Here is an 18,188-nt window from a genome sequence, read left to right on the forward strand (position 1 = left end):
TATGCCGTTTCGCCTGCGCAAATGCCAGTGGCGATCTGCGCCGGTGCACGATCCGCCGCGCGGTCCGCTTGGGGAAGGGAACGTATCGCGCCCTTGCACGCTGTTTATGAGCGGCTATGCGAGGCACCGTTGCGCAAACCTGTGCGCGCAACTTTTTGAACGGGGGCGTTTTTCTTGGGCACTTCTTCCACCACTCCGCCCCGGCGCGCGCCCTTCATCGATATTGCCGACACACTGATCCGTGCAGGCCGCGCCCTGGGACGCGTGCGCCCGGCGCGGCTGGAGAAGCGGTATCTGCTCGATCATGCATCCGAGCAGACCGGGCTCGAGGATTTCGGCGATCCGTGGTTCCACGAGCCGTTCGATGTGCTGCTCAAGGCGGTCAACGAAGAAGCGCAACTCAATGCCGCGGGTGATTTTTCCGCCATGCTTTATTTCAACCAGGTGTTGATGCACCGGCTGCTGAGCGAATGGTGGTTCAAGCGTCACCCGGAAATCCTAGAACGCTCGGTCAAGCGGCCGGTGGTGATCGTCGGGCCGATGCGTTCGGGCACGACGCGGCTGCATCGCCTGCTCGCCAGCGACCGCCGCTTCAGCCACATGCGCAGCTTCGAGACCATCAGCCCGGTTCCGCGGCAGGATTTCGAGCAGGTGCTGGCGGGCGAGAAAGAGGATTTCCGCCCGGTGCTCGCCAAGCGCGTGATGCGGGTGGCGCGGCTGGCCAATCCGCGCACGCTCTCGATCCATCCGACCGGGCCTTACGAGCCGGAGGAAGAGCTCGGCCTGCTGGTCGCCAGCCTCTACGGCATGAAGCACGAGGCGCAGTGGCACGTACCGAGTTATGCCAAGTGGTGCGAAGCCGCCGATGCGACGCCGGCATACCGATATATGGCGGACCAGTTGCGACTGATCGGCTGGAGCCAGCAGGAAAGCTCGCTGCGGCCATGGATACTCAAGACCCCGCAGCACATGCTGGACCTGCCCGCGCTGCTCAACGTCTTCCCCGATGCGCGGTTGATCTTCACCCACCGCGATCCGCAACAGGTCGTCGGCAGCGCCGCCTCGCTCGCGTGGAACCAGACGATCATCTATTCCGACCATGCCGATGCCAACGCGATCGGACGCGAATGGCTGCGCAAGTCGCATTTGCAGGTCGAGCGCATGATGGCGGCGCGCGAGAGCATCCCCGCCGACCGCATGATCGATGTCCAGTATGACGACGTCGAGCGCGACTGGCGCGGGACGATGGAGCGGGTCTACGATTTCCTCGATCTCGACATGGAACCCGCGGTTCCCGGGATGGAGGACTATCTCGAACGCGCGAAAGACCTGAAGCGGCATCCGCACAAATACAGTCTGGAAATGTTCGGCCTCACTGCCGCCGAGGTACACGAGCGCATGGGCGACTACATCGCCCGCTTCGATGTACCGATGGAGAGGCCGACGGGGCAGGCGATCACGACCGCGGGTGCGCTGAGCGCACAATCCTGACGTTCGGTTTGGGAAAAAATGGTGGGCGCGGCAAGGATTGAACTTGCGACCCCACCCGTGTGAAAGATGGGTTCTAGGACACATGCGGAAGCATGCGGACGAAAATTATACTTGAAAAACAGCATCTTTCGTCTATGGTCATCCTCAAGCGTGCGCATAAGTTTTTCATACTTTTTTCATACTTTTTCGATTTGCGGCGCGGATGGAGGATGGCTTGCCGGACCTCAGCAAGATCGGATCGCGCGACAAATTGAAGCCGAGAGCGGACAAGGAGCCTTATTGGCAGCGCCTCCAAGCCGGCTGGTATGTCGGGTATAGGCCCTCCAAACTTGGAAGCCATGGAACCTGGTTCGCTCGCGCTTACGATGAGGATCTGCGGAAGTATCGCCGAAAGGCGCTCGGACGGTTTGGATCTCTCACTGGCAACGACGTATTTGCTGCGGCGAGGAAAGAAGCCGAGGCGTTTGCGGAACTCGTCGAGAGCGGAGGCATCCAAGTTGAGAAGCTTGAGACCGTGGCCGACGCATGTCGAGCCTATTTGAGCGAAAAGCCAGGCTCGATCGCAGAGGGCGTGTTTCGCCGCCATGTTTTCGGCGATCCACTCGCGCGGATCAAGCTCTCCAAGCTTCGGAGACGACACCTTCGCGACTGGCGAAAGCGCCTGGAAGATACTCCCGCATTGATCAGTCGAAGCAAGAAAGGCGAGAAACGAGTCAAGGTCCGTTCGGCTGCCACGATCAACCGAGATATGGTGCCGCTTCGCGCAGCGCTTTGGCGAATTTTACCGCCCGGCGCACCGAAGACAGACGCGGCGTGGCAAGAGGCGTTGAAGCCCATCAAAGGCGCCGATAGGAGGCGAGACCTCTATCTGGACAGGCAAGAACGTCGTCGGCTGCTTGCGGAGCTCGACGCCGATATTGAACCATTCGTGCGTGCACTGTGTTTGCTTCCGCTTCGGCCGGGTGCGTTGGCTGCGCTCAATGTGAGCAATTTTGAGAAACGGACGAGAACACTTACAATCGGGTCCGACAAGAACGGCGTGCCCCGACAGATATCGGTGCCGGAAAGCATCGCCAGCTTCTTGAGCGAGCAGTCCAAAAGCAAGCTGCCTTCTGCATGGTTGTTTACTCGTAGTGACGGCATCCCATGGTCGAAAGATATGTGGAAGGGTCCGATCAAGAAGGCTGTGGTAGCATCTGAGCTGCCTGCGCAAACATCAGCATACACTTTGCGCCACAGCGTGATAACCGACTTGGTTCGCGGTGGTCTTCCCATTCTTACGGTTGCGCAAATGGCGGATACTAGTGTCGCTATGATCGAACGCCACTATGGGCATCTTGTTCGAAACGACGCTGAGGAGGCCTTGGCGCAACTTGTGCTTTGATTGCCAAGCGACTCTCGACTAGCAGGCACCCAGCCAATCTACCCGCAGCCGATCAAGGCCGACGACAACACCCTCTGCGGTGACTTCAAACCCGAAGTCATCATTCGACGGCTCAAAGCCCTCGAGAACCCAGTGATCCCCTGCATCAGTTACAATTGCAGCTCCCCGAGGAAGGTGCTCGAGCCGTCCGCTGATCCTTTTCCGATTCGCATTCATGTCGAGCTGTATGCCATCCATCGCGCGATAACGCTCTTCACATATCCAGGTGTTTCTCGATTTTTCGGTATCCCGCCGGCTCGCGACACAGCGCCAGGGCCTGCGTTGTAAGCGGCCAGCGCGAGATGGATCGCGCCGAAGCGATCGAGCATCTGCTTCAGATACCGCGCGCCACCGTCGATGTTCTGAACCGGATCGTGGCGATTGCTGACACCAAGTTGCCTCGCGGTTCCCGGCATGAGTTGAGCGAGCCCCGCCGCGCCAGCCGGACTGATTGCCATGGGATTGAAGCGAGATTCTTGCCACACCAGAGCCAGGAGGAGGCGAGGGGGGAGCGAGTATCGCGCTTCTGCTTGCCGAATGAGTGGCTCGTACAGGGCTTCCTTGAAGCTTCGATCGATATGATCCGGTTCGCCATCTGGCTTGCCGAGATAGAACGCAGTTGGGTGGACACCGGGACCTTGGTCGCTTGTAACCTCAACCTTGCTAAGTTCATGGTCGAAAACCTGAAATTCCTGCGCGCAGGCAGATCCAGAGATCGCAATCGCAAAGGCACCGCACCCACAGGTCACCAAGGACATTCTCATCGCACTACCTTTCGCCTTGTTTCGACTCGTGCGAGAACATAAGTAGAACACTGAGGTGTAGGAAAGCGCCTTCTGCAGGTTCATTCGAGAGGAGAGGCGCTCGTTTGGACGGGGCTATTATGCGGCGATGGAGCCAGTATGCCTGTTTCGACTTCAACCCTCCCACGCTCCTCGCTCGAGGACACCGCCCGCAAGATCTGCGAAAGCCGAGGCGGCAAATGGTCCGGCACCAAGGGGATGGCTTGCTGCCCTGCGCATGACGACCGCACGCCGTCACTCGGTGTGTCGCTCGGCCAAAAGGCCATCCTATTCCATTGTTTCGCGGGGTGCGATCAGCAGAGCGTGCTGGCTGCTTTGGCGCGTGAAGGCTTCGAGGCTCCTGCGCTTTTCTCAGGGTCTACGACGACTGATCTTCCCGAGCCGACCAGAACGCGCACACCCTCGGCGGCAGCGCTGAGGATCTGGCGCGATGCACAGCCACTGCGTGCCAGTAAGGCAAAGGAATATCTTGAAGGTCGCGGCATCCTCGCCGCATCTCCGGCGCTTCGCTTTCACCCGCGAACGCCACTTGGCCCGAAAGGACGGTCCCGCTTTCTGCCTGCCATGATCGCGGCAGTCAGCCTCGATGAGGGCCCGATCGCCATCCACCGCACGTTCCTGTCTACCGAGGCTTCAGGCAAGGCCGCTTTCGAAAAGCCGAAACGCGCACTTGGCGCGCTCGGTGAAGCTGCTGTCCGCCTCTTCGATCCGGCTTCCGAAAAGCTCGGCCTCGCCGAGGGTATCGAGAGCGCGATGTCGGCCTATGCACTAACCGGCATCCCGGTCTGGGCTACCTTGGGCAATGAGCGTTTCGGCCTCGTGAGCGTGCCCGATAGCGTGACCGAACTCCACCTCTTCGTCGATCACGATGCTGGCGGCGAGCTGGCCGCGTCGCGTGGCCTGGCCGCTTATGCCCGCGAAGGGCGGACGATCCACGTTCGCAAGCCTTCCTCAATCGACACCGACTGGAACGATGAACTGACAGCATGGCTGCGCCGCAAAGCGGCACAGTAAGAGGAGAGAGGGCTTCTCGAATTCCTGATCCGGCAGAGGGCGAGTCCCGATGCCCCCATCAGGAGGACGAATTGCCATGTTTCAATCAGACCTGTTTCCCGCCGGCGGGCAGTTGCCGTCAACGCCCCTGGCCTATGCCATCGGCACCCGAGTTGCCGCGCTTCTTGCCTCGAGACGCCATCTAACCCGCGTCGACATTTCCGACCTGTTCGCCGAGGAAACCGGCGTCATGGATTGGGGAAGCGCCTGGACCATCGACGTCTACAACAACGCGGTCGAGATCGGCGCACTGCTCTGGCTTCGTGAAGCTTCGCGCATCGATCTGGCGACCAACGTTCATGAAGCAGAAGCGCGGTTCGACTGGCTCGAAGCAGCCTTGCCGCCCCGGCATGTGCGCAGCGAAGCACAGGTCGAATTGCAGCAGTTCTCGACCCCGCCGATGCTGGCCTGGCTCATGGCAAAGGCCGCAGCTGTCGGCGCGCACGACACACTCCTCGAACCATCAGCAGGCAATGGTGCGCTTGCCCTATGGGGCAGCGTCCAGAATGCCTCGTTGGTTCTCAACGAGATCGACCCGGCAAGACGAGACAGCCTGGGCCACATCTTCCCTTCGGCCACGATCACCGCGCAAGACGGGGAACTGATCGCCGACCTGCATCGCGGCCCTGTTCCGTCGGTCGTGTTGATGAACCCGCCATTCGCCCGCAGCCAGGAACGCGGAAAGGATGGTGAGACCGCCCTGCGTCACCTGCGCGGTGTGATCCGGGGTGTTGCCAATGGCGCGAGGATAGTCGCCATCATGCCCGATGGCTTCGCTGCTTCCACTTTCGCCAAGGCACATGACGAAGCGTCGCTGTTCCTCGACGTCCGGCTGCAGCAGATGTTTCGGCGGACTGGGACGGGGATCGCCGTTCGACTGGTCGTGTTCGACAAGACGCCGACTGCGGCTTCGCCCGCGATCACTGGAGATACTGCTGACCTGATCGCGCTCCACGAGCTTATCACTGCGCTTCCGCCCCGTGCGCAGACATCCGCCAACATCCATCGCCTGCCAGTCGGCAAGCCAGTGCGCCTCGTTTGCAAGACTTCGACCCAAAGCGCGCCGGTTCGGCCGGTGGCGCCGTTCGCCGCGACACCAGCAGCCAGCGCGAATGCGATCGACCTTGCCTATTTGGTCCTCGCCGACCCCGCGCCTGTGCCGGAACAGGCAGGCATCTACCTGCCTTACCGGCCCAGCCGCATCGCGTTTGAAGACGCGCCGGTTCATCCCACCCCGCTCGTGGAGTCGGTCGCGATGGGCTCGGTCGCGGCTCCGCAGCCGGAAGTGCGGCCACGTCTCCCCACCAACTGGCAGGCCGATGGCCTCTTATCCGAAGCTCAGTGCGAGACACTGGTCTACGCTGCCCAGGCATTCGCGCGCGACCTCCCGGGTCGCTTCAAGGTAAGCCAGGAAGGCACTGCGCTGGAACTGTCCGAGGATGGCCATTCCTACCGCCAGGGCTTCTTCCTTGGCGACGGGACCGGAGCGGGCAAAGGACGGCAGATCGCGGCGGTCATTATGGACCGTTGGCTCGCCGGCGAGCGTCGCCATGTCTGGATCACCAAGAACGAGGCGCTGCTTGAAGATGCACGCCGCGACTGGGAAGCGCTTGGCGGACTACCGCTCGATCTCCAGCCGCTCTCGCGCTGGAAGCTCGGCCAGCCCGTAACGATGTCCGAAGGCATCCTTTTCGTCACCTACCCGACGCTGCGCTCGGGGCGCGCAGAGGATACGCGGCTCGACCAGATCCTTGCCTGGGCGGGCGAGGGTTTCGACGGCGTGATCGCTTTCGACGAAGCCCATGCGATGGCCAACGCGCTCGTGAGCTCTTCAATCCGCGGCAAGGTTAAAGGATCCGAACAGGGTATGGCGGGCCTCAGGCTGCAGAACCATCTCCCGCGCGCCCGGGTGCTCTATGCGTCTGCCACTGGCGCTTCGGATATCGCCAACCTTGGCTACACCTCACGGCTTGGCCTTTGGGGACCCGAGACCGCATTCCCGACCCACGAAGCATTCATGACCGAGATCCGCGCCGGCGGCGTCGCGGCGATGGAGCTTGTCGCCCGTGACCTCAAGGCGCAGGGTCTCTATCTCGCCCGTGCGCTGTCCTTCGCCGGGGTCGAGTACGAAATCCTCGAGCACAGCCTGACCGAAGCGCAGGTGCGGATCTACGACGCCTATGCCGAGGCCTGGGCGATCATTCACCGCAACCTCGAAGCTGCGCTCGAAGCAACCCGCGTGATCGACGAGGACAGCGGCGATACGCTCAATCGCAACGCCAAAGCGGCAGCACTGTCGATCTTCGAGGGCACCAAGCAGCGCTTCTTTTCCCAGCTCCTGCTTTCGATGAAATTGCCGAGCCTGATCCCCGCGATGGAAGCAGCGCTTGGCGAAGAGCATTCTGTTGTCGTGCAGCTGGTCTCGACCGCCGAGGCCATGCTCGACCGGCGCTTTGCCGACCTTACCGTGGAAGAACGCGAAGCTCTCGATATCGATCTGTCCCCGCGTGAATACGTCATCGACTACCTTACAAAGAGCTTCCCGGTACGATTGATGCAGGTCTTCGCCGACGAGGACGGCAATCTTCGCTCCGAGGCGATGAGCGACGGAGAGGGCAATCCCGTTTTCTGCCCGCGCGCCATTGCTGCGCGCGATGCGCTGATCGAACAACTTTGCGCACTGCCGCCCATCGCCACTGCGCTCGATGCGATTATCGAACATTTCGGAACCGACGCCGTGGCGGAGGTCACGGGCCGGACCCGCAGGCTTGTCCTGGGCCGCGATGGTGAGCAGCGCCTCGAACGGCGTAGCCCCAGCGCCAATGTCGCCGAAGCCCAAAGCTTCATGGAAGGGACCAAGCGCATCCTGATCTTCTCGGATGCGGGCGGCACGGGGCGTTCCTATCATGCCGACTTGGGCGCCAGGAACCAGCAGCGCCGGGTTCACTTCCTGCTTGAACCGGGATGGCGCGCCGACAACGCCATCCAGGGTCTTGGTCGCACGAACCGCACCAATCAGGCCTCGGCCCCGCTGTTCCGCCCGGTCACCACAGATGTGAAGGGCGAGCGCCGGTTCATCTCGACTATTGCGCGAAGGCTCGACGCTTTGGGCGCGCTTACGCGCGGCCAGCGCCAGACGGGCGGACAGAACCTGTTCGACCCGGCAGACAATCTTGAAAGCGACTATGCGCGCGACGCGCTCAGCCGCTGGTTCCAGCTGCTCTATGACGGCAAGCTTGAAGCCACCACCTTTGGCAACTTCGTCGAGCGCACCGGCCTCCGGCTCGAAAACCCCGATGGCGGGCTGACCGACAATCTCCCCACGATCCAGCGCTGGCTCAACCGCATCCTAGCGCTGCCGATTGCGCTCCAGAACGCCATATTCGATGAATATCTCGGTCTCGTCGAAGCGCGGATCGAAGCTGCGCGTGAAGCCGGAACGCTCGATCAGGGACTGGAGACCGTGAGGGTCGATCGCTTCACGGCCCTCGCCGATGAGCTCCTGCGCACAGACCCCGTGACCGGTGCCGAGACCCGTCTCGTCTCGCTCGAAGTGACGAGGCACCTTCGACCTTTACGGTTGCAGCGCCTGGTGCGGATGCACGAGATTGGCAGCCCGCACGCGATCCCGATGCGCAATGCGCGCTCGGGCAAGGTCGCACTGTCGGTTCCGGCCCGGCGTCTCATCGCCGACGACGGGGCCGTGATCGAACGTCGGCGCCTGCTCCGGCCGCTCAAGTCCGCAAACTGGACGCTTGAGGCACTCGCTGAAAGCCATTGGGAAGAAATTTTCGTCACTGCGTTCACCAGCGCCTGGCGGGTCGAGGAAGTGGAAGCGGCCAAGTCACCGGTGACCGAGCGCGTTCATCTTGCCACCGGTCTACTGCTTCCGGTCTGGAAGCGCCTGCCTGGCGATCATGTCCGCGTCACCCGGCTTGTTGCTGAGGACGGCCAGTCCATCATCGGCCGCGAAGTGCTCGATATCGATCTCGCCGCAATCGCCGAGACCTTTGGTCTTTCCGGAGTTGCCGGACCATCGGCTGAGCAGATCGGCGAGCTCGTCATCGCCAGCGGCAAGCCGCTGGGCCTTGCGAGCCACGATTCCCTCACCGTGAAGCGCTCGCTGGTCGGCGGCGAACAGCGCCTTGAACTGACCGGTTTCTCGCCGGATCGCCTCGACTGGTACAAGGGCAAGGGCTGCTTCACCGAGATCATCCGTTACCGCACGCGGCTGTTCGTGCCAATCTCCGCAGCCTCGTCCGTTCTTCCCGCGCTTGCCGCCTGATCCCTCGGGCAGACCCCAATCTCAGAATGAGAGTGGAGGGAGCCCTTTGGGCTTGTGGGCCTCGTGATCCTCACCTGCGCCTTCATTCCATCAGGAGAACACCCATGATCCAGTCGATCCCCTTGAAGAAGCTCGTTCCCAGCCCGCGCAACGTTCGCAAGTCTAGCGACGTGCTGGCCGACCTCCAGCTGCGGGCAGACATTGCCGCGCGCGGCCTGTTGCAGAACCTCGTCGTGCGCAAAGGAAAGCGCGGCAAGTTCGAGGTCGAGGCCGGCGGTCGTCGGCTCGCCGCGCTGCAGGCGCTGGCCGACGAGGGCACCTTGTCCGAAAACCACGAGGTCACCTGCCTCGTCATCGAAGGCGAGGAAAGCGAAGTGCGCGAAGCCAGTCTTGCCGAGAACTTCCAGCGCCTCGCGATGAACCCGGCCGACGAGGCGCAGGCCTTCGCCTCCATCATCGAGGCGGGGGCTACCACCGAAGACGTGGCGCGCCGCTTCGGCCTCACCGTCCGGTTCGTCGAAGGGCGCCTGCGTTTGGCAAGTCTCGCGCCTTGCGTCTTCGAAGCACTCGCCGAAGGCACGATCACGCTCGACATGGCCAAGGCCTACGGCGCGATCTCCGACGTGGAGCGCCAGGCGCATGTCTATGCCGAGCTGCAGGACGCCTGGTACCAGATCACGCCCGACACGATCCGCCGTATGGTCCTCGATGCCACAGTACGCGGTTCGGATCCACGCGCTGTCCTCGTCGGACGCGATGCCTACCTCGCTGCAGGTGGCCGGATCGAGCGCGAACTGTTCGACGATGATGCCAGCGAGAGCTGGATCGATGTCGCGCTGCTCGAAGATCTCGCGCACAAGGCCATGGATGAAGCCGCCGAAAAGGCCGCGCTCGAACATGGCCTTGCTTGGGTGCGCCCGACGCTTGGTAACTACGTCAGCCATGACCTCGTCGAAGGTCTCGGCCGTCTGCCATGCGAGCCTGCGCCGATGACCGAACAGGAAGCGAAGGAGCTCGGCGAGCTTGAGGCCGACTACGATCGCGTCGCCGCCGTGCTCGAAGACGAAGACAGCGACGAGGACGAGGTCGCCAAGGCCGAACAGGAACTCGTGGTGATCGACCGCGCCATGCGCGCGCTCAATGACCGGCCGCCGGTACTCGCCGACGAACTGAAATCCGAAGCCGGCGCCTTCCTCGTCCTCTCGCGCAATGGCGAGCCGACATTGGTCCCACAGTACTACACCGAGACCGAAGTCACCGCTGACGAAGGCGTGGTCGAGCCCATTGAAGAGAGCGGTGCGGCGAAGCCCAAGGGAAGCTCGTTGTCGCAGCGCCTACTCGACGAGCTTGCGATGCAACGCCGCGATATCCTGGCGATCCATCTCGCCAACGATCCGGCACTGGCGCTCGACTTCATGGTCTTCACACTTGCAGATGCCGATGGGCATGACTGGCGCGCCAGGAAGGCGTCGACGCTTGTCGGGTCTGTCGCGTCCGGCCCGGTCACCGGATTTGAGGCCAAAGATGCACCGGCGAGTGCGGCGCTGGCCGAGTTTGCGGGATCGCTCGACGAAAGCTGGCGTGCTGGCGAAAGCGATGTCGAGCGGTTTGCGAGGTTCCGGGCACTGTCTGACGAAGTGCGCTCGGCCTGGCTCGGCCATGTCGTCTCGCGCACTCTGATTGCGAGCCTGGCCTGCGAAAGCGAGCGCTCGGTGCCGATGCACGAGGCGCTGGGCTCCCTCCTTGAAATCCAGACCGCGCATTGGTGGCGGCCAACGGCGGCGAACTACTTCGACCGGGTGGCTAAGGCCCGCACGCTCGAAGCGCTCGATGCTGCGGGCGGTCCGGAGCTGGTCAGTCGCTACGCTGCCTCCAAGAAGGCCGAATTGGCGAGCGCAGCCGAACGCATTTTCTCTGGCAACTTCATCGGCGAGGCCGAGGTCAAGGAACGGTCACAAGCCTGGGTTCCTTCGATCATGCGGTTCAACGATGCTGACGTTCCTGCCGATCTCGAGGAAAATGCGTCGATTGACAACGAGGCCGACGAAACGATCAGCGGCGACGCGACTGACGAGATTGCCGAGCAGGCTGCCTGACCCCTCCTGACAGGCCCAGGTCACTCGGCGGGCGGTCCGTCCCAATCGGGACGGGCCGCCTTTTCGCGTTTTCGCAGAATATCGCCTGCCTCAGAGGCGGAGAGGGGAGGGTGCTTTGCTCTTCCTGAACCGGGACATGCCCGTCCCGGCAATCAGGAGAACTCCCATGACCAAGTCCCGCCGCGCTGCTTCAGTTTCGCCTGCCCAGCGCATTACCGCCGCCATCATCGAGAAGCTCGAGCATGGCACCAAGCCCTGGGTCAAGCCGTGGCGCGGTGTGCCGGTTTCACGTCCGTTGCGCTCCTGCGGAACGCCCTATCGCGGCATGAACACCTTCTGGTTGTGGATGGTGGCTGATGGCTGTGGCTACACTTCGCCGTACTGGATGACATACCGCCAGTGTCAGGCGCTTGGTGGACAGGTCCGCAAGGGCGAGAAGTCGACCATCGCGATTTTCTACAAGAGCTACACCAAGGAAGTCGAGAACGCCGCAGGCGAGGCCGATACCGAAAACCGGCGCGTGCTCAAGGCCTATGCCGTGTTCAACGCTGACCAGTGCGACGGCCTCCCCGACTTCTACCATCCCAAGCCACTCGTCGCCGCGCTTGAACCCGAAGGGCGCGAAGACCGGCTTGATGCCTTCTTCGCGCGTGTCGGCGCGGACCTGCGGCATCATGGTGCGCAGGCCTATTACGAACCGCTGCGCGACCGGGTCACCATGCCGCCAGCCGAACTCTTCGAAGCCTACGACCACTACTATGCGACACTCGCGCACGAGCTGTCGCATTGGACGGGGCATTCTTCGCGGCTCGACCGCGATCTCAAGAACCGCTTCGGCAGCGACGCCTATGCTGCCGAGGAATTGATCGCCGAACTGTCCTCGGCCATCCTCGGGGCCGAACTGGGTCTTCCGGTCACCCACCTCGACCATCACGCCAGCTACATCGCGTCCTGGCTCAAGATCCTCAAATCGGACGAGCGCGCGATCCTGACCGCTGCGGCCAAGGCCGAGGAAGCGGCCAGCCTGTTGCTTGACCTTGGTGGTCACCAATCCGGCGAAAGCGAACCCAACATCGATCTCGCTGATGCAGCCTGAGGAGAGGTGAAATGGGACGTTCCGTCAGCTATCCGACCGGCTCCGTGGTGGCCTTTCGCCTGCTTGATGACGGCGAAGACGAAGATGTCGACTGGGCCTACGAGTGCCTCGTCGACGAGATCATCGATACTGCGAAGGCGGCCTTTCCTTCCTTTCTGCGCTTCGATGGATGGCGTGGCCGCGAGGACCGTATCCTCCTGCGCAATGCCTATGCCGATTGCGGCATATCGACCTGGTGCGGGCTCGCCGCGATCTGGCTCGCCGAGCGCGACGATGCCCGGTACTGGGAGGCCGATGTATACAACCCACGGACGGCGAGGGCTCGACACTGGCTTGGCCAGGTCTCGGGAAGGTTCCTCGACCTGTTTGGCGAGCTGCGCATGATCGGGCGGTTCTCGAATGGCGAAGCGATCTTTGAACGAGAACGGCCTTGCAATTGAGTGATATTGATATATATCGTGCAATTGAAAGGATGAGTTATGGCAACGCAGCCGCTTGAGCCGCAGATCGATGACGGCAAGGTCCTCACCTCGGCAGTCTCGAAGATTGCCGGGTTCTGGGGTTTCACCAACGCCAAGCTTGGAACAATCCTAGGATTGTCCGAAGCGACCGCTTCGCGGTTGCGCTCCGGGAAGGCCGAGCTCGACCCGACTTCGAAGTCCTTTGAAGCGGGCCAGTTCCTGCTGCGACTGTTCCGTTCGCTCGACGCACTGCTCGGAAGCGATGACCTCTCTGCGCGCGCCTGGCTCACCACGCCCAATCTCGATCTCGAGGCCCGGCCGATCGACCTGATCGACAGCTTCAGGGGTCTGATTACCGTGTGCGACTATGTGGACGCCCACCGCGCTCGCGTCTGAGTTTCGCCGCTACCGTCGCACTGTGTGGCGCGTGGTTGAAGCGCAGCATCGGATCTCGACCAACCGTCTGGCGTCGAGCCTCGCCGAACAACAGCGGCTCGAGGAACTGGCCGACGCCGCCAAACCCGATCTTCCCAAGGCAGCACGCGGGTTGCATTACCTCCTCGCTTCCCCTTTCCGCTATGGCCACACGGTGGCCAGCCGGTTCCGCCGTCCGAACGAGCGTCCCGGGATCTTCTACGCCAGCGAAGCCGAGCGCACCGCGATTGCCGAGACCGCTTACTGGCGGCTCAAATTTGTCAGCCGTTCGCCCGGATTTGTGCCCGGTAACCGGACAAGCGAGCATTTGAGCTTCTCGGTGCCGGTGTCGCTTACCCGGCTGACCGATACGACCCGGCCGCCGCTCGTTGCTGATCGTCAGCGCTGGCTGGACCCTGACGACTATTCGGCATGCCAGGACCTTGCCGCACAGGTGCGCGAGGCCGGAGGGCAGGGCATTCGCGCTGCTTCCGTACGCGACCCTGATGGCATGAATCTCGCGCTGCTCGATCCGGCATGTTTCGCCAAATCGGAGCCGGATTACGGACGGGGCTGGCATCTGCGCCATGAGGCGGGCCGGTTGACGGCGATCGCAGCCTTTCCGCATGATGAGGTGCTGACCTTCAGTCCTGAACAGTTCGGGCTCGCATAGTTCACAGCCTATCTCCCACACCTCAGCTGGCGCCCGCGCGCCCGTCATTGGCTTAGGCCTGTTCGCTGATCCGTGGTGCCCTGTGGACCGGACAGGGCTCGCCGCAACCCGCGCAAGGCTGCGGCCCGTGTGGCCCGCGCCAGCCTTGCCTTGCGAGGTTTCCCGCTCACGCGGTGCGGCGATCCCTTTCGCGCGGTCCTTGAGGGGCACGGCGAACAGGTCTCACGCAAATCCTTGCCTTGAGGCTTGCCGCCAAGCTCAAGGAGGATTTTCGATATGTATGACAGCTTCGCTTCCCAGCTTGCCGACCTCGACCTGACAGGCTTCACTATCGCTCCGGCACCTTTCGATGCAACTGACTTCCCGTCCGAGGATGCCACGGCGCAGACACTTGGTGCCGTCTGGTCCGATCTCTTCGCGCTCTTTGCCGATACCGCGCTCGAAGCCGACAGCGAAGACATCGCCTGGGGGCTGGTCAATCTGTTCCACCGCGCTGCCAGCCGCAAATCGGCCCAGCTTGACCGTGCATCTGACGAGATCCGGGTCCTGCTCGCGTCCGCCGATGGCTCGGAAATTCATTCCTCCAATCTCGAGGAACAGACCGCGCGCGCCCAGGCCGCCGAAGCGAGCATGCAGGCATTCGAGCAGATGCGCGAAATTGCGGCTTCCCTCTATCGCGACGAAACCGGTTCTTCGTGGAAGCCCGTTTCCGGATCCCGTGCGAGCCATGCAAAGTCGCTGACATCTGCCGTGATCGATGCGCGCGATTTCCTGCGGGCACGGGCCGAACGGCGTCAGGCAGCGCATATGCCTGAAGGAACGCCGGTGATCTTTACCGGCGGTCGCAGCCGCTTCGAGACCACTGAAGACGCCAAGGCCTATGCATCGAACATATGGGCCACGCTCGACAAGGTTCGCGCCAATGTTCCAGATCTTGTCCTCGTCCATGGCGGTGACAGCAAGGGTGCCGACAGGCTCGCTGCGTCATGGGCCGAACGGCATGAGGTTCAGCAGCTCACTTTCTCACTCGATCGCCGACTGGGGGCCCGTGCCGGGTTCAAACGCAACGAGCAGATGCTCTCGCTTAATCCCCGCTACGTCGTGGCCTTTCCCGGCAATGGTGTCACCGAGCGCCTGGTGATCGACGCCAAGAAGCAGCGGATTACCGTGGTCGATCGTCGCGGGCCAGTGGGCGTAAAGCCGGTTCATGCTCAGGCCCGTTGACCCTCCAGCCATCTTCCATGCTGCCGGATTTTGCGCAATTATTCCGGAGCCCCGCAGCATGGACCCTTCGCTTACTGATATGTGCGAATGGGCAGGTCGTTGATCCAGTTTTCAACCTCGGCCACGCGCCAGCGAATTCGTCCGGAACCGATATCGACCGGGTTTGGAAACGTGCCCTTTTTGATGCGCCGCCAGATGGTCGCCCGGCTGCGAATTCCTGTGAGACGCATGACGTCCTGGCAGGAAAGAAGTTCGGATTGTTGCATGTCATTGTCCTTTGCTTGGATTGCCCATCGGCGACACCGTCTCGCCTTTTTGACCGGATGAACCGCTGACATTCTCCATAAGCGATTGCTTCTCATGGTGATTTCAGCCGCGAGCCATCTCCCGAAAGTGTGTCGGCGCCGTCGATGCTCTGGTGCCTAAACCCCTGCATTGGGTGTAGGAAAGAACAAAAAACGAACAAATATCGTTTGGGGGCACCACACCCGATCAGTGGACAGAGGAGAGGGGACATCCTGGGGGCGCGCATCGGTTCGAGCGGTTCGAACGAGCGCCATTCATCAGGAGGTTTCGATGACCGATATGACCAGCATGATCGCGGATTTTGCGTCTCGCCAGGAAGAGCGCCACGAGAAGCGCAAGTTGAAACTCGATCATCTCAAGGCCGTGACGCTTGCTGCCTTGCGCACGGCCGAAATCGCAAGCGTTGAGATCACCTTCGATGGTTACGGTGACAGCGGTTCGATCGACGACATCACCTGTCTTTCTGCCGACGCCAGCATTGCCGATTGCCCTGAGGTACAGGTTGCCGCGCCTGACGGCGGAGAGAGTGAAACCGAGCCGCCCAGGACCATCCCGCTCTCAGATGCCTTGGAAGAGATCGGTTGTATCGCGCTCGAACTGCATCATCCCGGTTGGGAGATCAACGAAGGTTCAGCCGGAGCGCTCGAGATCGATGTCGCGGCCGGGACTTTCATCCTCGAATGCCGCACCCGTTTCATCGATTACGATGAGCAGGTCACCAAGATCTAAGGAGAAAGATCATGGCCCATTGCTATTACCATGCGCTCTCCTCGGTCCGGAAATGGGGCGGAGTGGTCGAGGATTACCTCGATCTCCACCAGTGGTTCGACCAGTCGAAAAGCATACTTGCCGATCCGCGTCACAGAGCCCTGCGGCATCATGCCGAAGGGATTTTCATGCTCGAAAATCTGTTCGGTGCGACCCTCATCAACGCCGATGGAAAGACCGTTCCCACACGTCTCGTGGGCGAACAGCATGTGATCGAGGACCTCGGGCTCATTCCATCCTTTGCGGACTGGGCGCGGTTGATCCAGCCGGAGCGCTGGATGCTCAAGGGGCACCCTGTCGACACGGCGCCTCTCGATGCTTCGCCGACCGCAGTTGGGGTCGACATCCCGCCCCGCTTTCCTGCTTCAGACGAAACAATCCGGGTCGCGATTTGAGCATCATCTGACGCGGGACGGCTTCGTGCCAGACAAAAAATGGGCGGCCCCAAGGGAGCCGCCCATAAGGAGAGAACTCGTCGCTTCGCTTCGAGCCCTTCGGGTCGCGAATCGTCCTTACCACCAATTTGTGACGGGTCGATTGTAGCAAAGCGACGGGAAGCAATAGTCCGGCTTGCATTGAAACTGTTCCCGCAAGTCAAGCCCCGACAAGGTTTCCCGGTTCTGTACCCTCGCAGAGCCTGATTGCGCGATTGATTGTGTCCTCGTGCTTTACCATTTCTGTCCCATTCACCCGCCGCTATGGGCATCAACCATGCAACTTGACGATCTGCTGCAGCGCTACTTTGCCACCACCGACCTCTCCGGGGTTGCCCCTGACACGTTGTCAGCCGGCATCGAGCATTGCCGGGTCGATCTCGGCCTCGAGGAGGACCGGGGCAAGCGCTTTGCACTGTGGTCATTCCTGCACATGTTCGGGTCCGCACCCGATCTCGACGTGGCGTTCGAAAGCGAGGAAGACCGGGAAGCAGCTCGCAACTTCATGGATCTCCTGGCGGCGTCGGAGGGCGATGAGGCAGGCTGATTGCAGCGGGGTCTTGGCACCTTCAGACCCGCACCCGATACCCATCCGGCTTTTGTCGCGAACAGTCCTGAATCAGGTCAGCTGAGGACGGCAACCCGTTCCTTTCCGGCCGTGTTGGCAGCTGCGCTGCCTGCCCGCACCACCCGTCATGAACAGGTTTCCCTTCGGCCCTTCAGGCCTGCGGTGCAGTCCTCCCATGCCCTGATTCTTCTGGATGTTCGCAAGCCGGAGATGGTCTCCGGTTTGAGGAACTGAAGGACAATCACCATGACCAATATCGCAATTCTCACCGGCCGCATCTCCCGCGATCCGGACACCCGCGAGACCAAGGGTGGCACAAATGTCACCGGGATCACCGTCGTCACCGATCGCCCCGCACGCGACAAGGACGGCAAGACCTACAAGGATGAGAACGGCTACACCGCCAAGGAAAGCGAGTTCCACCGGGTGACCTGCTTCAACGGCCTCGCCAAGACCGTCGGGCAGTACTGCTCCAAGGGCCAGCTGGTATCGGTCCAGGGCCGCATCCACTACACCCAGTGGGAGGACAAGGACGGGGTCACGCGCTACGGCACCGAAATCCTCGCCGACAAGGTCGACTTCCTTTCTCGCGGCAACGGCTCCGGCGAAGAAGGCGACAACACCGACGCTCCCGAGATCGACTGACCTCTCCCGTCGATCTCCATCCGAAAGGGGTCCTGTCCCAGCGGACAGGGCCCCTTTCTCATGTTTATTCCGATGGCGTCTGCCCGGATCGGGAAGACGACGGCGCAGACGAAACGAGCTTTCGCAGAGCCCCCTCTTCCCCGAGCTTGCCCAACTCGGCGGCGACCCTGGACAATCCCTTCTTCGAGAAAGCCTCGAGACCTGTTCCGAGGATCACGCGACCAAGTTCAAGCGCGGCCTGCTCTTCGAGTTGCTGTTTACGCTGGTCGAGGGCTGCCTGGTCGGCTTCGAGCTTTCTAAGGGCGGCAACGGCGCTGCGGTTCGATGGCATTGGAGTTCATCCTTACTCCCCCTTTGCGTTCCTCCCGCGGGTTCAAATGGAACAGGCAAGGCCCTGTAGGAAAGTCCTTTTGCAGGTGACTGGCACGGGCGCTCTTCATCGGGCGGG

General features: G+C 61.9%; 18 protein-coding genes. 14 read left to right on the top strand and 4 right to left on the bottom strand.

Going from position 1 to position 18,188, the window contains the following annotated elements; translation table 11 throughout:
• Positions 1-174: 174 nt before the first annotated feature.
• Together EL2594_RS00630 and EL2594_RS00635 are read left to right on the top strand one after the other, a co-directional pair.
• Positions 175-1,491 (top strand): sulfotransferase family protein, encoded by a 1,317-nt coding sequence (locus tag EL2594_RS00630; protein WP_011413093.1) that lies wholly within the window; start codon positions 175-177, stop codon positions 1,489-1,491.
• Between the two features lie 214 nt (positions 1,492-1,705).
• Positions 1,706-2,875, top strand: a complete 1,170-nt coding sequence (locus EL2594_RS00635; RefSeq protein ID WP_233457121.1) for a tyrosine-type recombinase/integrase — start codon at positions 1,706-1,708, stop codon at positions 2,873-2,875.
• 18 nt (positions 2,876-2,893) lie between these two features.
• On the opposite strand, the gene EL2594_RS15580 is transcribed toward EL2594_RS00635, so the two are convergent.
• Complete coding sequence (locus tag EL2594_RS15580) at positions 2,894-3,112, bottom strand: DUF5818 domain-containing protein (protein ID WP_011413095.1); 219 nt, start codon at positions 3,110-3,112, stop codon at positions 2,894-2,896.
• The gene (locus tag EL2594_RS00640; protein ID WP_041685465.1) at positions 3,088-3,672 is read right to left on the bottom strand and encodes a lytic transglycosylase domain-containing protein; all 585 of its coding nucleotides are present in this window, start codon (positions 3,670-3,672) and stop codon (positions 3,088-3,090) included. Before EL2594_RS00640 ends, EL2594_RS15580 begins: the two co-directional genes overlap by 25 nt.
• Positions 3,673-3,816: 144 nt before the next feature.
• Here EL2594_RS00640 and EL2594_RS15810 point away from each other — a divergent pair, with 144 nt between their 5' ends.
• From EL2594_RS15810 to EL2594_RS00680, 8 genes are all read left to right on the top strand, one after another.
• A complete protein-coding gene (locus EL2594_RS15810; protein ID WP_155805907.1) occupies positions 3,817-4,731 on the top strand; it encodes a DUF7146 domain-containing protein in 915 nt (304 codons plus the stop codon).
• A gap of 76 nt (positions 4,732-4,807) precedes the next feature.
• Positions 4,808-9,055 carry a strawberry notch-like NTP hydrolase domain-containing protein gene (locus EL2594_RS00650; protein ID WP_011413098.1) on the top strand — a complete coding sequence of 1,416 codons (4,248 nt, stop codon included), beginning with the start codon at positions 4,808-4,810 and terminating at the stop codon, positions 9,053-9,055.
• Positions 9,056-9,159: 104 nt separating this feature from the next.
• On the top strand, positions 9,160-11,151 hold the full coding sequence (locus tag EL2594_RS00655) for a ParB/RepB/Spo0J family partition protein (RefSeq protein ID WP_011413099.1): 1,992 nt from the start codon (positions 9,160-9,162) through the stop codon (positions 11,149-11,151).
• A gap of 166 nt (positions 11,152-11,317) precedes the next feature.
• Entirely contained in the window at positions 11,318-12,247 is a 930-nt protein-coding gene (locus EL2594_RS00660; RefSeq protein WP_011413100.1) for an ArdC family protein, read from the top strand.
• An 11-nt stretch (positions 12,248-12,258) separates the two neighbouring features.
• Positions 12,259-12,687 (top strand): hypothetical protein, encoded by a 429-nt coding sequence (locus tag EL2594_RS00665; RefSeq protein WP_011413101.1) that lies wholly within the window; start codon positions 12,259-12,261, stop codon positions 12,685-12,687.
• 39 nt (positions 12,688-12,726) lie between these two features.
• Positions 12,727-13,104, top strand: a complete 378-nt coding sequence (locus EL2594_RS00670; protein WP_011413102.1) for an MbcA/ParS/Xre antitoxin family protein — start codon at positions 12,727-12,729, stop codon at positions 13,102-13,104.
• On the top strand, positions 13,076-13,795 hold the full coding sequence (locus EL2594_RS00675; protein ID WP_011413103.1) for an RES family NAD+ phosphorylase: 720 nt from the start codon (positions 13,076-13,078) through the stop codon (positions 13,793-13,795). Before EL2594_RS00670 ends, EL2594_RS00675 begins: the two co-directional genes overlap by 29 nt.
• Before the next feature lie 276 nt (positions 13,796-14,071).
• A complete protein-coding gene (locus EL2594_RS00680; protein ID WP_011413104.1) occupies positions 14,072-15,019 on the top strand; it encodes a DUF2493 domain-containing protein in 948 nt (315 codons plus the stop codon).
• Between the two features lie 71 nt (positions 15,020-15,090).
• Here the strand turns inward: EL2594_RS00680 and EL2594_RS00685 are convergent, their stop codons facing one another.
• Positions 15,091-15,285 (bottom strand): helix-turn-helix transcriptional regulator, encoded by a 195-nt coding sequence (locus EL2594_RS00685; protein WP_011413105.1) that lies wholly within the window; start codon positions 15,283-15,285, stop codon positions 15,091-15,093.
• 310 nt (positions 15,286-15,595) lie between these two features.
• Here EL2594_RS00685 and EL2594_RS00690 point away from each other — a divergent pair, with 310 nt between their 5' ends.
• The 4 genes from EL2594_RS00690 to EL2594_RS00705 all read left to right on the top strand — a co-directional run bounded on the left by EL2594_RS00690 (position 15,596) and on the right by EL2594_RS00705 (position 17,740).
• A complete protein-coding gene (locus EL2594_RS00690) occupies positions 15,596-16,054 on the top strand; it encodes a DUF6878 family protein (RefSeq protein WP_011413106.1) in 459 nt (152 codons plus the stop codon).
• A gap of 11 nt (positions 16,055-16,065) precedes the next feature.
• The gene (locus EL2594_RS00695; protein WP_011413107.1) at positions 16,066-16,488 is read left to right on the top strand and encodes a DUF6915 family protein; all 423 of its coding nucleotides are present in this window, start codon (positions 16,066-16,068) and stop codon (positions 16,486-16,488) included.
• Between the two features lie 316 nt (positions 16,489-16,804).
• Positions 16,805-17,074 carry a hypothetical protein gene (locus tag EL2594_RS00700; protein WP_011413108.1) on the top strand — a complete coding sequence of 90 codons (270 nt, stop codon included), beginning with the start codon at positions 16,805-16,807 and terminating at the stop codon, positions 17,072-17,074.
• A 267-nt stretch (positions 17,075-17,341) separates the two neighbouring features.
• Entirely contained in the window at positions 17,342-17,740 is a 399-nt protein-coding gene (locus tag EL2594_RS00705) for a single-stranded DNA-binding protein (protein WP_011413109.1), read from the top strand.
• Between the two features lie 64 nt (positions 17,741-17,804).
• On the opposite strand, the gene EL2594_RS00710 is transcribed toward EL2594_RS00705, so the two are convergent.
• A complete protein-coding gene (locus EL2594_RS00710; RefSeq protein WP_011413110.1) occupies positions 17,805-18,071 on the bottom strand; it encodes a DUF6437 family protein in 267 nt (88 codons plus the stop codon).
• Between the last annotated feature and the right edge of the window lie 117 nt (positions 18,072-18,188).

The organism is Erythrobacter litoralis HTCC2594 (assembly GCF_000013005.1).
GTDB lineage: Bacteria > Pseudomonadota > Alphaproteobacteria > Sphingomonadales > Sphingomonadaceae > Parerythrobacter > Parerythrobacter litoralis_A.

Excerpts from the sequence above, each read along its gene's own strand:
- EL2594_RS15580 (WP_011413095.1), bottom strand. The coding sequence starts at position 3,112 with ATGGATGGCATACAGCTCGACATGAATGCGAATCGGAAAAGGATCAGC.
- EL2594_RS00640 (WP_041685465.1), bottom strand. The coding sequence starts at position 3,672 with ATGTCCTTGGTGACCTGTGGGTGCGGTGCCTTTGCGATTGCGATCTCT.
- EL2594_RS15810 (WP_155805907.1), top strand. The coding sequence starts at position 3,817 with ATGCCTGTTTCGACTTCAACCCTCCCACGCTCCTCGCTCGAGGACACC.
- EL2594_RS00650 (WP_011413098.1), top strand. The coding sequence starts at position 4,808 with ATGTTTCAATCAGACCTGTTTCCCGCCGGCGGGCAGTTGCCGTCAACG.
- EL2594_RS00655 (WP_011413099.1), top strand. The coding sequence starts at position 9,160 with ATGATCCAGTCGATCCCCTTGAAGAAGCTCGTTCCCAGCCCGCGCAAC.
- EL2594_RS00660 (WP_011413100.1), top strand. The coding sequence starts at position 11,318 with ATGACCAAGTCCCGCCGCGCTGCTTCAGTTTCGCCTGCCCAGCGCATT.
- EL2594_RS00665 (WP_011413101.1), top strand. The coding sequence starts at position 12,259 with ATGGGACGTTCCGTCAGCTATCCGACCGGCTCCGTGGTGGCCTTTCGC.
- EL2594_RS00670 (WP_011413102.1), top strand. The coding sequence starts at position 12,727 with ATGGCAACGCAGCCGCTTGAGCCGCAGATCGATGACGGCAAGGTCCTC.
- EL2594_RS00675 (WP_011413103.1), top strand. The coding sequence starts at position 13,076 with ATGTGGACGCCCACCGCGCTCGCGTCTGAGTTTCGCCGCTACCGTCGC.
- EL2594_RS00680 (WP_011413104.1), top strand. The coding sequence starts at position 14,072 with ATGTATGACAGCTTCGCTTCCCAGCTTGCCGACCTCGACCTGACAGGC.
- EL2594_RS00685 (WP_011413105.1), bottom strand. The coding sequence starts at position 15,285 with ATGCAACAATCCGAACTTCTTTCCTGCCAGGACGTCATGCGTCTCACA.
- EL2594_RS00690 (WP_011413106.1), top strand. The coding sequence starts at position 15,596 with ATGACCGATATGACCAGCATGATCGCGGATTTTGCGTCTCGCCAGGAA.
- EL2594_RS00695 (WP_011413107.1), top strand. The coding sequence starts at position 16,066 with ATGGCCCATTGCTATTACCATGCGCTCTCCTCGGTCCGGAAATGGGGC.
- EL2594_RS00700 (WP_011413108.1), top strand. The coding sequence starts at position 16,805 with ATGCAACTTGACGATCTGCTGCAGCGCTACTTTGCCACCACCGACCTC.
- EL2594_RS00705 (WP_011413109.1), top strand. The coding sequence starts at position 17,342 with ATGACCAATATCGCAATTCTCACCGGCCGCATCTCCCGCGATCCGGAC.
- EL2594_RS00710 (WP_011413110.1), bottom strand. The coding sequence starts at position 18,071 with ATGCCATCGAACCGCAGCGCCGTTGCCGCCCTTAGAAAGCTCGAAGCC.